Source organism: Devosia geojensis, from assembly GCF_000969415.1.
Classification (GTDB): Bacteria; Pseudomonadota; Alphaproteobacteria; order Rhizobiales; family Devosiaceae; genus Devosia; species Devosia geojensis.
Genome location: NZ_JZEX01000104.1, coordinates 1 through 13,624, shown reverse-complemented (window position 1 = coordinate 13,624; position 13,624 = coordinate 1). Strand labels below are relative to the sequence as shown.

Annotated in this window: 13 protein-coding genes; 8 read left to right on the top strand and 5 right to left on the bottom strand. The window is 68.0% G+C overall.

The window, feature by feature from the left end; genetic code table 11:
• The first annotated feature begins 179 nt into the window (after window positions 1-179).
• Window positions 180-977 carry a DUF72 domain-containing protein gene (locus tag VE25_RS09870; protein ID WP_046108450.1) on the top strand — a complete coding sequence of 266 codons (798 nt, stop codon included), beginning with the start codon at window positions 180-182 and terminating at the stop codon, window positions 975-977.
• 152 nt (window positions 978-1,129) lie between these two features.
• Here the strand turns inward: VE25_RS09870 and VE25_RS09865 are convergent, their stop codons facing one another.
• Genes VE25_RS09865 through VE25_RS09855 form a run of 3 tightly spaced genes read right to left on the bottom strand, consistent with a single transcriptional unit; the run spans window position 1,130 to window position 4,003 of the window.
• Window positions 1,130-1,969 (bottom strand): ABC transporter ATP-binding protein, encoded by an 840-nt coding sequence (locus VE25_RS09865; RefSeq protein ID WP_046108449.1) that lies wholly within the window; start codon window positions 1,967-1,969, stop codon window positions 1,130-1,132.
• Window positions 1,959-3,002: a FecCD family ABC transporter permease gene (locus VE25_RS09860; protein WP_046108448.1), complete on the bottom strand. Its 1,044-nt coding sequence runs from the start codon at window positions 3,000-3,002 to the stop codon at window positions 1,959-1,961. The genes VE25_RS09865 and VE25_RS09860 overlap by 11 nt, the downstream gene beginning before the upstream one ends.
• Window positions 2,999-4,003 (bottom strand): FecCD family ABC transporter permease, encoded by a 1,005-nt coding sequence (locus tag VE25_RS09855; RefSeq protein WP_046108447.1) that lies wholly within the window; start codon window positions 4,001-4,003, stop codon window positions 2,999-3,001. The genes VE25_RS09860 and VE25_RS09855 overlap by 4 nt, the downstream gene beginning before the upstream one ends.
• 115 nt (window positions 4,004-4,118) lie before the next feature.
• On the opposite strand from VE25_RS09855, the gene VE25_RS09850 reads away from it, so the two are divergent.
• From VE25_RS09850 to VE25_RS09820, 7 genes are all read left to right on the top strand, one after another.
• Window positions 4,119-5,039: an ABC transporter substrate-binding protein gene (locus VE25_RS09850; RefSeq protein WP_046108446.1), complete on the top strand. Its 921-nt coding sequence runs from the start codon at window positions 4,119-4,121 to the stop codon at window positions 5,037-5,039.
• Window positions 5,040-5,402: 363 nt separating this feature from the next.
• Window positions 5,403-6,248 carry an ABC transporter ATP-binding protein gene (locus VE25_RS09845; RefSeq protein WP_280136839.1) on the top strand — a complete coding sequence of 282 codons (846 nt, stop codon included), beginning with the start codon at window positions 5,403-5,405 and terminating at the stop codon, window positions 6,246-6,248.
• On the top strand, window positions 6,245-7,270 hold the full coding sequence (locus VE25_RS09840; RefSeq protein ID WP_046108445.1) for a FecCD family ABC transporter permease: 1,026 nt from the start codon (window positions 6,245-6,247) through the stop codon (window positions 7,268-7,270). The genes VE25_RS09845 and VE25_RS09840 overlap by 4 nt, the downstream gene beginning before the upstream one ends.
• On the top strand, window positions 7,267-8,331 hold the full coding sequence (locus VE25_RS09835) for a FecCD family ABC transporter permease (RefSeq protein WP_046108444.1): 1,065 nt from the start codon (window positions 7,267-7,269) through the stop codon (window positions 8,329-8,331). Before VE25_RS09840 ends, VE25_RS09835 begins: the two co-directional genes overlap by 4 nt.
• 19 nt (window positions 8,332-8,350) lie before the next feature.
• Window positions 8,351-9,250 carry a sucrase ferredoxin gene (locus VE25_RS09830; RefSeq protein ID WP_052731865.1) on the top strand — a complete coding sequence of 300 codons (900 nt, stop codon included), beginning with the start codon at window positions 8,351-8,353 and terminating at the stop codon, window positions 9,248-9,250.
• 106 nt (window positions 9,251-9,356) lie between these two features.
• On the top strand, window positions 9,357-10,301 hold the full coding sequence (locus VE25_RS09825; protein WP_052731864.1) for an ABC transporter substrate-binding protein: 945 nt from the start codon (window positions 9,357-9,359) through the stop codon (window positions 10,299-10,301).
• Window positions 10,302-10,327: 26 nt separating this feature from the next.
• Window positions 10,328-11,281, top strand: coding sequence for an ABC transporter substrate-binding protein (locus tag VE25_RS09820; RefSeq protein WP_046108443.1), 954 nt, complete (start codon window positions 10,328-10,330; stop codon window positions 11,279-11,281).
• Between the two features lie 184 nt (window positions 11,282-11,465).
• On the opposite strand, the gene denD is transcribed toward VE25_RS09820, so the two are convergent.
• Both denD and VE25_RS09810 read right to left on the bottom strand, forming a co-directional pair.
• The gene (denD, locus tag VE25_RS09815; protein WP_046108442.1) at window positions 11,466-12,437 is read right to left on the bottom strand and encodes a D-erythronate dehydrogenase; all 972 of its coding nucleotides are present in this window, start codon (window positions 12,435-12,437) and stop codon (window positions 11,466-11,468) included.
• Between the two features lie 121 nt (window positions 12,438-12,558).
• Window positions 12,559-13,335: an outer membrane protein gene (locus VE25_RS09810; RefSeq protein WP_046108441.1), complete on the bottom strand. Its 777-nt coding sequence runs from the start codon at window positions 13,333-13,335 to the stop codon at window positions 12,559-12,561.
• Window positions 13,336-13,624 lie beyond the last annotated feature (289 nt).

Below are 13,624 nucleotides of genomic sequence, written 5' to 3'. Positions count from 1 at the left end.
AACTGGCAGGACAGGCGAAGGCATGCCCGCGCACCAGCGCCGCGCATATCTCCTCCCGAGCCGAACGATTGCATTCACCTCGCAATTTGTCAAACAAGTTAGCGAGTGCGAAATCCGGGGTGCCAAGCGGGCTCTTTGCGGCTAGTTTGGCGCGACCAATCGTTGCGAGGGAGGACACCATGAGCAAGCCGCAAATCCGCATCGGCATCGGCGGCTGGACCTACGAGCCCTGGCGCGGCACCTTCTATCCCGATACGCTGACGCAAAAGCGCGAGCTGGAATACGCGGCGAGCAAGCTCACCTCCATCGAGATCAACGGCACCTTCTATGGCGCGCAAAAGCCCGAGAGCTTTGCCAAATGGCATGACGAGACGCCCGACGATTTCGTCTTTGCGCTCAAAGGCCCGCGCTTTGCCACCAACCGGCGGGTGCTGGCGGAGGGGCGCGAGTCGGTCGAGCGGTTCCTGATGGGCGGCATTCTTGAATTGAAGGACAAGCTCGGACCGATCAACTGGCAGTTCGCCCCGACCAAGAAGTTCGACCCCGAGGATTTCGAGGGGTTCCTCAAGCTTCTGCCCAAGAGCATCGAGGGCCGCGAGATACGTCATGCGCTCGAGGTGCGCCACGAGAGCTTCCGCGATCCCGCCTTCATCGCGCTCGCCAGGCAAAACGGCGCCGCCGTCATCACGGCGGCCGATGCCAAATACGTGCAGATCGCCGACATCACCGCGCCCTTTGCCTACCTGCGCATCATGGGCACCAGCGAGGATGAGGAGCTCGGATATTCCCCCGCCGACCTCGACGCCTGGGCAGAGCGGGCCAAGACCCTGGCGACGGGCGCGGTGCCCAAGGACCTTTCGGCCGTCGAGGAGAAGCCCGCCAATGCCGGACCGACGGAAGTTTTCCTCTACGTCATCTCGGGCTTCAAGGAGCGCAATCCGGCTGCCGCCATGGCGCTGATCGAGCGGTTGGGGTGAGGGCGTCGTAGCGCACCCGACGTGCAATCCTCACCGGGTCATCCCCGCGAAAGCGGGGACCTCTGTTTGCATATTCGGTACTGGGAAACGGAGGTTCCCGCTTTCGCGGGAATGACCCTGTGGTTGCCGGAGTATTGCAGGCGCAACGATCTTCAGACTGCCTCAGCGACCTTCTCCGCCGCCGCCTTCGGCGCCGACGACCGGCTCGCCGGGATGCACACCGGGCTGCCGTGGACGGGATCGGTGATGATCGTGGCGTGGACGCCGAACACCTCCCCGATGAGGGATGCCGACATCAGCTCGGTGGGCGTGCCGCGCGCGGCGATGCGGCCTTCGCGTACGAAGACGAGCTCGTCGGCGTAGCGCGCCGCGAGATTGAGGTCGTGCAGCACGAGGACGATGGTGCGCCCGTGCTCGCGGTTCAGCCGCGCCACGAGATCGAGGCACTCGAGCTGGTGGGCGATGTCGAGGTGGTTGACCGGCTCGTCGAGGCAGATGACATCGGTCTCCTGCGCAAGGACGAGCGCGATCCAGACGCGCTGCAACTGCCCGCCGGAAAGCGAGCTGATCGGACGGGTGCGCAGTTCGGCGACGCCGGTGCCGGCCATGGCGCGCTCGACGGCCTCGGCGTCGCGGGGGCTCCAGGGCTGCATCATCGTCTGGTGCGGGTAACGCCCGAGGCGCACCAGCTCCTCGACGCTCATGTCGCCGGGAGCCGACGGGTTCTGCGCCAGGAGCCCGATCTTCAGGGCCAGGTCCTTGCCGCTCATCTTGGCGATGTCGACATCGTCGAGCAGCACCTGGCCGGCGGTACCCTTCAACAGGCGGCGAATGGCGCGCAAGAGCGTCGACTTCCCGCAGCCATTGGGGCCGGCAAGCACCGTGATCTTGCCCGGCGCGATGGGCAGCGTCAGCGCGTCGAGCACGCGCGTCTGCCCGTAGGCGAGCGTCAGGTCCCGGACGGCGATGCGGTGGGTGCGGTCATCCGTCATAGCTTTGCTTCCGCATGAGGAGATAGAGGAAATAGGGCGCGCCGAGGATGGCGGTGACGGTGCCGGCCGGCACCTCGATCGGCGAGAACAATACGCGCACCAGAAGATCGGCCGCCACCAGCATCATCGCGCCGATGAGGAAGCTGCCGATGAGCCCCACATGGACGCCGCGCCCGAGCAGCATGCGCGCCAGATGCGGCGCCATCAGCCCGATGAAGCCGACGCCGCCGACGAAGGCGACGCCGACTGCCGTCAGCGCGGCGGCGAGCGCGAAGATCAGCAGCCGGGCGACCGGCACGTTGAGCCCGACGCTTTGCGCCGACACCTCGTCGAGGTCGGCGGGCGGCAGGCGGCGGGCGATCAGCAGCGTGATGGCGAGGAGCGGCACGAGCGCGACGAAGGTCACCTGGATCTCGCTCCAGTTCACTTCATTCACCGCCCCGGCGATCCAGCGCGCCGCTTGCGTCGTCCGGTAGATCGGGCCGATCAGCATCATCACCATCGTCAGCGCCTTGGCGACGGCGGCCACCGCGATGCCGAAGAGCAGCAGCCGCACGGCCGAGGTCGCCTGGTTGCCGGCGAGCGCGAAGACCAAAGCGATGGCGCAGAGCCCGCCGACGGCGGCCGCCAGCGGCTGGAAGGCGATGCTGGTGACGAGGGCGTTGGACTCGTTGGAGAGCGCGGCGAGGAAAATGACGACGCCGAGCGCCGCCCCGTCGACGACGCCAAGGACGCCGGGCGAGGCGAGCTCGTTGCGGGTGACCTTCTGCAGCAGATAGCCGGCGACGGCGATGGCCCCGCCCGAGAGGATCGCCGCGACGACGCGCGGCAGGCGCAGCTGCAGGACGATGAGGTTCTGCGTCTTCTCGCCGAACCCGGCGATGACCTTGGCCACCTCCTCGAGCGGGATCCAGGTCGACCCGAAGGCGACGCCGCAGAGGGAAAGCAGCACGAAGAGGCCGAGCATGGCGACGAGCACGACCGGCGCGCGGGGAAAGGACGAAACGGGTGCGCTGGCGCCTATGCTGGTCATGCCGCTCTCCGCTTGAGGAGAATGAGCAGCATCGCGCCGCCGACGACGGCGGTGACCGCGCCGACCGGCGCTTCGATGGGATAGATGACGAAGCGGGCGGCGACATCCGCGGCGGTGGCGTAGATCGCCCCGATCAGCGCCGCCGCGACGATCTGGCGGGAGTGCCGTAGGCCCACCAGCCAGCGCGCCGCATGCGGCACGACGAGGCCGACGAAGCCGACGGGCCCGGCCATGGCGACGGAGGCGCCCGTCAGCAGCGAGACGGAAAGGAACGCCGCGCCGCGCACGATGAAGAGCGGCACGCCGAGGCTCGCGGCGGTGGAATCGTCGGCCTGCAGGGCATCGAGCGCGCGCGACAGGACGAGCGCGACCAGCCCGCCGACGATCATGAACGGCGCGCCGTTGGCCGCGAGCGCCAGCGGCCGGTCGACGAACGCGCCCGAGAGCCAGAAGAGGAGCTGCTGCATCTGCGCTTCGTTGGTGGTCAGCACCACCTCGACGACGGAGTGGCCGAGGCCGGCGAAGGTGACGCCGATGAGGACGATGCGCAGCGGCGAGAGCCCGCCGGCGGTCGCCGCGATGCCGAAGACGAGGAGCGCGGCGCCGAGTGCCCCCAGCGCCGCAGCAAACGAGAGGCCCATCAGCGAGGAAACGCCCAAGACCGAGCTTGCCATGACGACGAAGAGCGAGGCGCCGGCATTGAGCCCGAGCGTGTCTGGCGAGGCGATGCGGTTGCGCGAGAGGGTCTGGACGAGCACGCCCGCGATGCCGAGCGCAGCCCCGACCATCGGCGCGACCACCGCGCGCGGCAGGCGCAGGTTGGCGATGATGACCGAGGTATCGGTGCCGTCGAACGCGAAGAGCGCGCGGTAGACCTGATCCAGCGAATAGATGCGATAACCGAGGGTGAGGCTCATGGCCATCACGACGACGAGCACCACGGCGAGCCCCGCATAGGTCGCCGAGACCGGCCAGGCAAGCGCCGCCGTGCGTGGTTTCATGGCCGCCAGATCGGACAGGGCGCGCCCCTCAACTTGATATTGACAGTCAGTTTAAATTCTGACTGTTTGCCACAACCATTTTCTGAAGATGGTTGTCAAGTTTGGGACGCAAGAAATGATTACCTTCCGCCACGGTTTGGCAGCGCTGGCCGTCACCGCCGCGCTCCTGTCGGCCTCCGCCACCCTCGCCCGCGAGATCACCCACGCCATGGGCGTGACCGACGTGCCCGACGCTCCCCAGCGGATCGTCGTCCTCACCAACGAGGGCACCGAGGCGCTGCTCGCCGTCGGCATCACCCCGGTCGGCGCCGTGCGCTCCTGGACCGGCGACCCATGGTACGCCCACATCGCCGAGGACATGGCTGACGTGACGGTCGTCGGCGAGGAATCCGCCGTCAACCTCGAAGCGATCGCGGCGCTGCAGCCGGACCTCATCATCGGCAACAAGACCCGCCAGGAGAAGATCTACGAACAGCTTTCCGCCATCGCACCGACCGTGATGGCCGAGCGCCTGCGCGGCGACTGGAAGATCAACATGGCGCTCTATACCGACGCCGCCGGCAAAGGCGAGGAGGGTAAGGCCGCTCTCGACGCTTTCGACGCGCGCGCCGAAAAGCTTGGGCAGGAACTGGGCGATGCGTTGAACGAAGAAATCTCGCTCGTGCGCTTCGCCTCCGCCCTCACCCGCATCTACTATCTCGACACCTTCGCCGGCCTCATCCTCGACCAGGTGGGCTTTGCCCGTCCGGCCGCGCAGGACAAGCAGGAGTTCGCCGACGATGTCGGCAAGGAGCGCATCCCTGACTTCGAGGGCGACCGCCTGTTCTACTTCACCTACGAGACCGGCGACGGCGCCGCCGAGGCGCAGGCCGCCGAGTGGACCGCCGACCCGCTCTGGCAGAATCTCGAGGTGGTCAAGGCCGGCAAGGCCCACGCGGTCGACGACGCCATCTGGAACACCGCCGGCGGCTATATCGCGGCCAACCTGCTACTCGACGACGTCGAGCGCATCTATGGGGTGCCGTCGACGCGCTGAGCCGTTGGGACGATCGTTCCACCGGCGCGGACCGTCCCGGTGGGCGGTGGGCACGATGCACCAACACCCACCGGGTGTCATCCCGGCGAAGGCCGGGATCCAGCCCTGATCGCGCCGACGGGCGCGGAGAGATCAGCAACCACCCCTTTTCGCTCTCTCACACACTTGGCGGCTGTTGGAGCAGCTCAAGATGGGCCCCGGCCTTCGCCGGGGTGACATCCTGGGGATGGGAAGCACCGTGCAAAGCACATCGGCGCCCCGTTGCCGAACCGAGGGCCCGCCTTCATTTATCTTGATCTGACCTATCAGCTTTGCTAGTCCACCGCCAAACCTGACGAACTCAGTCAGATATGAGGTCGTACCGTGCACGCGGGCGTTGGCAGAAAAGACAGTGTCGCAGCGGCGCCATCGCGGCTGGAGGCCCTTTCTGTCGATGCCGGCTATGCGGGCGTCGGCATCCTCAAGGGCGTCGATCTTGCCGTGCCGACCGGCAAGGTCACCATCCTCGTCGGCCCCAACGGCAGCGGCAAGTCCACTTTCCTCAAGACGCTCGCCCGCATCCTTGCGCCGACGGCCGGCGCGGTGCTGCTCGACGGCAAGGATATCCATCAGACCAACACGCGGGCCGTTGCCGAGAAACTCGGCCTGCTGCCGCAGGGGCCCGTCGCGCCCGAGGGGCTAACGGTGCGCGAGCTCGTCGCGCAGGGCCGCTATCCGCACCAGTCGCTGCTGCGCCAGTGGTCGCGCGCCGACGAGGCGGCAGTCAACCACGCCATGAAGGTCGCAGGCGTTGCCGACCTCGCCGAGCGGCCGGTCGACACGCTCTCGGGCGGACAGCGCCAGCGCTGCTGGATCGCGATGGTCTTGGCCCAGGAGACGGACCTGCTGCTGCTCGACGAGCCGACGACCTTCCTCGACCTCAAGGTGCAGGTCGACCTGATGGAGCTATTGGCAAGCCTTGCCCACAAGACCGGCCGCACCCTCGTCGTCGTTCTGCATGAGCTGAGCCTTGCCGCCGCTTACGCCGACCATCTGGTGATGATGCGCGATGGGCAGATCGTCTGCGCCGGCGCGCCGAAAACCGTGTTCACCGCCGAAAGGCTGCGCGAGGTGTTCGACCTCGAGGCGCATGTGCTCGACGATCCGGTGACGGGCCGGCTCGTCTGCGTGCCGTTCGGCGCCCGCGCCCGCGCGGCGCTGCCGGCATGAACGACATCGCCGCGAGCCCGGCCCCGAGTGCGCCGCCGCTGCGCGCCTGGAGCGGCGTGCCGCTGCTCATCGCCGTCCTCGGCGCCCTCTTCCTCCTCCACATCGCCGTCGGCGCCAAGAGCCTGCCGATCGGCACCGTCGTCGATGCGCTGACCGCTTTCGATCCAGCAGAGTTCGACCACGTCATCGTCATGAACCTGCGCCTGCCGCGCGCGGTGATCGCCGTCGTCGTCGGCGCGTGCCTCTCGGTCGCCGGTGCGCTGATGCAGGGCGTGACGCGCAACCCGCTCGCCGATCCGGGCCTGCTTGGCCTCACCGCCGGTGCATCCTTCGCCGTCGTCATGGCCACCGCCCTCTTCGGATTGACCAGTATGGCGCTGATCCCGTGGATCGCGGCGGCCGGGGCGCTCGCCGCCGCGCTCGTCGTCTACTTCATCGCCCGCTGGGTGCCGGGCGGCGCGACGCCCCTGAGCCTGACGCTCGCCGGCGCCGCCATCAGCGCGTTCCTAGCCGCCTGCATCTCGATCGCGCATCTCCTCAGCGAAGACACGTTCATGAACCTGCGCGTGTGGCTCACCGGCTCGCTCGCCGGCCGCGACATCACCGTGCTCGTCTATACCGGCCCGTGGCTCGCCATCGCCATGCTGCTCTCGCTGGCACTCGCCCGGCAGGTGACGGTCCTCGCCATGGGCGACGAGGTGGCGCAGGGCCTGGGCGTCAGGACCACCTCGCTCAAGCTCCAGATCCTCGTCGCCGTCGTCGTCCTCACCGCCGGGTCGGTGGCGCTCGCCGGACCGTTGGGCTTCATCGGCCTCGTCATCCCGCACGTGGTGCGGCTCTACGTCGGGGCCGATTATCGCTGGATCGTGCCCTATTCCGCGCTTGCCGGCGCCGCGTACCTCCTCGCCGTCGATATCGTGGCGCGCATCGCCATCCCGCCACAGGAGATCTCGACCGGCATCATCACCGCCATGGTCGGCGCCCCGCTCTTCGTCCACCTGGTACGGCGCAGGTCGCGATGACGAGCCTTGCGCCCGCCCGCCACGTTATCCTGCGCTCGCCGCGCGAGCGCATTGCGCTGCGCCTGCCGGTGCGGGCGCTCGTCGTCATCGGCCTCCTCGTCCTCGCGCTCCTCGCCCTCTCGGCGGTGAGCCTTGCGACCGGCAGCTACGGCGTCTCGCTCAACGAGCTCGTCGAGACCCTGCGCGGCATCACCATCAGCCGGGCGATCGACAACGTCGTCTGGGAGTTCCGCTTCCCGCGCACCCTCGCCGCCGCGCTCGTCGGCGCGATGATGGCGCTCTCGGGCGCGGCGCTGCAGACGGTGACGCGCAACGGTCTGGCCGACCCCTCGCTCGTCGGCGTCAGCCAGGGCGCAGCGCTCGCCGTGGTGGCGGTGATGGTGCTCTTTCCGCAGCTCGGCCCCATCTACCGGCCGTGGCTCGCCTTTGGCGGATCGATCCTCGTTGCCGTCCTCATCCAGTGGCTCTCGCACACCCGTGAGGGCAGCAACGCCATCCGCTTCATCCTCATGGGGCTCGGCGTTTCCGCGTTCATCTCCTCGATCACCTCGGCGCTGATGACCTATGGCGAGATCGACCGGGCGCTCTCGGCGCTCGCCTGGCTCGCCGGCTCGATCAACGCGGCGACCTGGGGCGACGTCCTGACCCTCGCCGGCTGGTCGGCGGTGCTGCTGCCGGCCTTGCTCGTCATGAGCCGCGCCATGGCGGCGATGCGCATGGGCGAAGCGGCCGCCATCGGGCTCGGCGCGCCGGTGCAGCTCGTGCGCCCGGCGCTCGTCACGGTCGCGGTCGGCCTTGCCGCCATCGCCACGAGCGTCGTCGGACCCTTAGGCTTTGTCGGCCTCATCGCCCCGCATGCCGCAAGGCGCCTCGCCCACGCCGGCATGGGCTTCCACCTCGTCCTCACCGCCCTCATCGGCGCGCTGCTGGTCGGCGCGGCCGACCTCATCGGGCGTGCGGCCTTCGCCCTCATCCAGATCCCTGCGGGACTCCTCACCGCGCTCATCGGCGTGCCGATCTTCATCGTGCTGCTGGCGCGGGCGCAGGTGCGGCCGCAATGACATCACGCAAGGTTCGCCCATGACCCACCACGTCTTCTGCCGCGATCTCTGCCTCGAGCGCGGCGAACCGCTGCCGGGCACCGGCAACATCGCCGAGCGGGTGCTGATCCTCGCCTGGCCGCGCGGCAAGTGGCGCGTGCCGCGCTTCGAGTCCGTCGGCATGGAACCCGCCCTCGCCGAAGCCGTGCGGCTGGCGATGAAGGCCGGCATCCACGTCGCCCTCGTCGACCGGGTGGGCGAGACGCAGACGCTGCCGAGCCTCCTCGCCGACGGCGTTGCCGCCGACTTTGCCGACCAGGACGCGCTGGCTGATGCCGTCGTGCGTTTCACCGCCGGCGAAATGTTCGAGGGCCGGCGCGACGAGCGCACCGTCATCCTCTGCTGCACCGACAGCCGCCGCGATGCCTGCTGCGCGCGCTACGGCTTTGCGACCTTCAAGGCGCTAATGGCCGCCGCGGACCCGGAAAAGTTCAACGTGCTGCAGGCGACCCACGTCGGCGGCTGCCGCTTCGCCGCCTCGCTGGTGGTGCTGCCGCAGCGCCAGCGTTATGGGCGGGTCGCGCCCGAGCAAGCGGCAGAGTTCCTCGCCACCATCGCGCGCGGCGACATTTACCTCGCCGCCTATCGCGGCCGCACCGGACTGCCCCAGCCCGCGCAAGTGGCCGAGCACGCCGCCATGCAATGGGCGCAGGATCACGGTCTCGATCAGACCGCCGTGCGCCTTGGCGAGACGGCGTGGCCGCAGAGCGAGGCGGGCGGCGACGTGCTGACGGTCTCGGCGACCGCCGGCGACACGCCACTCGAATTGCACCTCGTTGCCGAAACCATCCCCGTCCACGGCAAATGCGAAGGCCTTGCCGAGAAGGCCCCGGAAATGACGCCGCGCTGGCGCCTGGCCTCGATCCACGCCCATTCCTGAACCGATACGAAAGCCTTCAGCCTTTCGGCCGTGACCGCCACCCTCTCGCGCTGATGAGCGCGCAGGAGATCGAGACCCGGAACGAGTGACCCCCTCGGAGGACGCCATGATGAAGTTCGCCACCGCCGCTCTTTTCGCCCTGGCGCTCGCCACGATGCCCGTTGCCGCCCAGGAGACGCGCAGCTTCACCGACGACGACGGCCGCACCGTCGAGATTCCTGCTGAACCCCAGCGCATCGCCTCGCTGCACGACCTCTTCTTTTCCGTGCCGCTGATCGAGCTCGGCGTGCTGCCGGCCGGCAGCCACGGGCGGGCGGCAGAGGACGGCTCGTCCTTCATGCGCTCGTCCAAGATGATGACCGGCGTCGATTTCGACACCGCCGACATCGCCTTCCTCGGCACCGGCACCGAGATCGATCCCGAAACCGTCGCCGCCATCGAGCCGGACCTCATCATCCTCTCGACCAACCAGGATCCGGAGCTCTTCGCCCATATCGCCCCGACGATCCTTCTCGACTTCGACAGGAGCGACAAGTTCGAGCTCTACGAGCGCCTGGCCGAGATCACCGGCACGCAGGACCGGCTGGCCCTGCTCGAGGCGCGCTACGAGCAGCAGATCGGTCAGCTGCGCACCCTGGTCGATACCGGCTCGACCTCCGTCAACGTCATCGCCGCCGTCGAAGGCCAGATCCGCTCCTACCGGCACTTCGCCGCCCTCGGTCGCGTGCTCGACGATGCCGGCTTTGCCATGCCCGAGGCGGTCGAACAGGTCGCTTACGGGCAGATGTCCGACCACAGCCCCGAAATGCTGCCGACGATGGATGCCGACCTCGTCTTCGTCACCTACCGCGCCGAGATGGGCGAAACCCCGCAGGACGCCTACGACCTGCTCGAGGCGACCGTTCCCGGCTATTGCGCCTTCCTCACCGCCTGCCAGAACGGGCGCCTCATCGCCATCCCGCGCGACGAAACGTTCGTCTCCTCCTATGGCGCGCTCGGAATGCTCACCTACACGCTCCTCGCCCTGACGACACCACCGGCCGGTCAATAGGCCATATTCCGGAAAGGACTTCACCCATGAAGACCGCATACGCGCTCGCCATCGCCGCCCTCTTCGCCCTGCCCGCCGCCGCGCAGGAGACGCGCTCCTTCACCGACGACCTCGGCCGCACGGTCGAGATCCCGCTCGAGGCGCAGCGGATCGCCTCGCTGCAGGACCTTGCCATCACGGTGCCCCTCATCGAGCTCGGCGTGATGCCCATCGCCAGCCACGGGCGCACCACGCCCGAGGGCGAGGGTTTCATCCGGGGCAGCAAGGTGCTGACCGGCGTCGACTTCGACAATTCCGACATCGAGTTCCTCGGCAATCTGCCGGTCGATATCGAGGCGGTCGCCGCCGCCGAGCCCGACCTCATCATCACCACGCCCTGGCAGACGGCTCCCGTCGAGCAGCTCGAGGCCATCGCCCCGGTCATCGTCCTCGACGACGAGGCGCGCGGCGATTTCGAGATCTACGACGTGCTGGCCGAGATTACCGGGACGCAGGACCGGCTGGCGGTCCTGAAGGACCGGTATGCCGGCCAGGTCGAGCAGATCAGGCGCCTCATCGATACCGTCGACATCTCCGTCAACGTCATCCAGGGCGTCGACGGGCAGGTGTTGAGCTGGCACACCTATGGCGCGCTCGGCAAGCTCCTGCGCGACGCCGGCTTCACCTTCCCCGAACGCGTCGAGGCCATTCCCGAAGGCCAGTTCGAACGCATGAGCCCGGAAACCCTGCCCGAGCTCGATGCCGACTTCCTCTTCGTCACCTACCGCACCGACACCGGCGAGACCCCGGCCGACGCCTTCGCCCATCTCGAGGCGGTGATGCCGAACTTCTGCGAGTTCCTCTTTGCCTGCACGAGCAACCAGATGATCGTCATGCCGCGCGAGGAGGCCTCGGCCTCGTCCTACTATGGCCTGGGGGTCCTGAGCTACACGGTGCTCTCCCACATCTCGGGCCGCCAGTTCGAGCACAAGCCCGAATAACGCGGGAAAGGTGGAAAGCTCCATGAGCCGGTTGGCACAGTGCCGTCTCCTCGACCGGGTCATTCCCGCGAAAGCGGGAACCTCCGTTTGCCTTGCCGGTCCTGAACAGAGGTCCCCGCTTTCGCGGGGATGACCCCGTGGGTGGGGGAAATGGTGCAATCCCGTCCCGGCGGAGTGAACCCAGCTATCCCAGCTCGTCGGCGATGTGGATCGAGACGATCTCGTCGAAATCCTTGTCCGCCGTGAAGCCCAAAGCCACGGCCCGGTCGGCGGCGAAGGCCTGCGGCCAGCCGGCGACGATGCGTGCGATGGTCTCGTCGGGCTCGCGCCGGATGAGCGCGACGGCCCGGTCGCCGGCGGCGCGGCGCAGCGCCTCGATCTCCTCGGCAACGGTCGCGGCGACCCCCGGCATAGTAAGGCTGCGGCGCGCGCCCAGCGGCGCGGTATCGATCGTTGCCGCATGCAGCAGGAACCCGACGGCGGCGCGGGGACTGGCGAACCAGTGCCGGACCGTATCGGCGACGGGCAGCATCGCCTCGACGCCGACGAGCGGCTCGCGCACGATCCCCGAGAAGAATCCGGACGCCGCCTTGTTGGGCTTGCCCGGCCGGATGGCGATGGTCGGCAGGCGGATGCCGACGCCATCGAGGAAACCGCGCCGCGAATAGTCGGCCAGCAGCAGCTCGCCGATGGCCTTCTGCGTGCCGTAGCTGGTCAAGGGTGTCAGGTGGAACTCGTCGCCGATCTCGGCGGGGAACGGCGCGCCGAACACGGCGATGGACGAGGTGAAGACGAGGCGCGGCGTATAACCGTCGACGAGGTGCGCCTGGCGGACCGCCTCGAAGAGATAGCGCGTGCCGTCGAGATTGATGGCGTAGCCCTTGTCGAAATCCGCTTCCGCCTCGCCCGAGACGATGGCGGCGAGATGGAAGATCAGGTCCGGCCGGCCGGCGACGAGGCTTTCGGCGACGCCCGCATGCGAGAGATCAGCGGCGACCGTATCGATGGGAATCGCGCTCGCCGGCGCCGAGGGCGTGACCACATCGGCGAGCGTCATAGCCGTGACCTGCCGGCCGCCGACCGCCTCATCGGCCAGGATGCGCTTGACGAGCTTCCTGCCGATCATGCCGGCCGCGCCGATCACCAAAATCTTCATGAACCTTCTCTCCCTGCCTGCCTGCCGTCGCGTCTGCTTTGTCTCAAGTTTACCTGGCTTTCTCCAAAAGAGAACGGCGCCCGCAGGCGCCGTTGCAATTCGATCGCGACGTTCGGGGACGTCAGAAGCGATAGCGCAGCGTGCCGCGCACTTCGTGGATCCAGGCGTCGGACACCGAGAAGTCGTGCGGCACCGGCTGCTCGTTGGCGACTTCGGCGATGTAGAGGGCGCGGTAGCCGAGATCGGCGGTGAAGGCGCCGAAATCGTAGCCGACGCCGACCATGCCGGCCGCCGCAAAGCTGGTGTTGTCGCCGCTGTTGACCGGGTTGGTGGCCGGCGAGTCGACATGCACCTCGTTGAAGGCGACACCCGCGCCCGCGCCCACATAGGCGAAGGGACCGCCGGCGGCCGAGTAGCCCGAGGGGCCGTAGCCATAGGCGTCCGAGAAGCTGAAATCGTAGTAGACGTTGGCGAGCAGCACCGTCGAGCGGAGCTTGAGCGAATATTCGCCATCCACCGCCGCGCTCTCGCCGCTGCGCACGATCGAGGCGCCCTCGTTGGAGAGGTAATCGACCGTGGCGTCGAACCGCAGGCCCGTGCCGGTTTCGTAGCCGAAGCCCGCGCCGACGCTGTAGCCGTAGCCGACATCATCGGTATCGAAGGTGACGGGCACAAAGTCGGTGCCGCAGCCCGGAGGACAGGCCCAGCTGTCGACGTCCTTGGCCCAGAGCACATTCCACGCGCCACTGCCGCGCAGGTAGAAGTTTCCACCCAGACCGTAGTCAACCGGAGGAAGTTCCGGAACGACCGGCGGGTACACCGGAATATCAGCCGCCAGGGCCTGTGCGGCGATCGAAGCGGCTCCTGCCACCCCGATCGCGGCGATGAGCTTGCGCATGTCACGATCCTCGTTATTGCCGAAATGGCAGTTGAATCGCGCACAATATCGGACAAAGTTCTTAAACGAGCCTTAACCACGTCGCTTAACCCTAACGCGGTGCAAATAACGACACGTGGGTTGCTTCCGCTCCGACTCCAGCCCCTCCCGCCTGCTCTGCCACAGACCGTTCGTCGCGACCTGGCGGTCTCGTGGCGGGTGAGGGCGGTGCGAAGGTGCAGAGATAAGTTTCTGGCTCGGTAGCAGGATCAAAGGGTTGGCACTGCCTCCCCTCCCCCTTGAGGGGAGG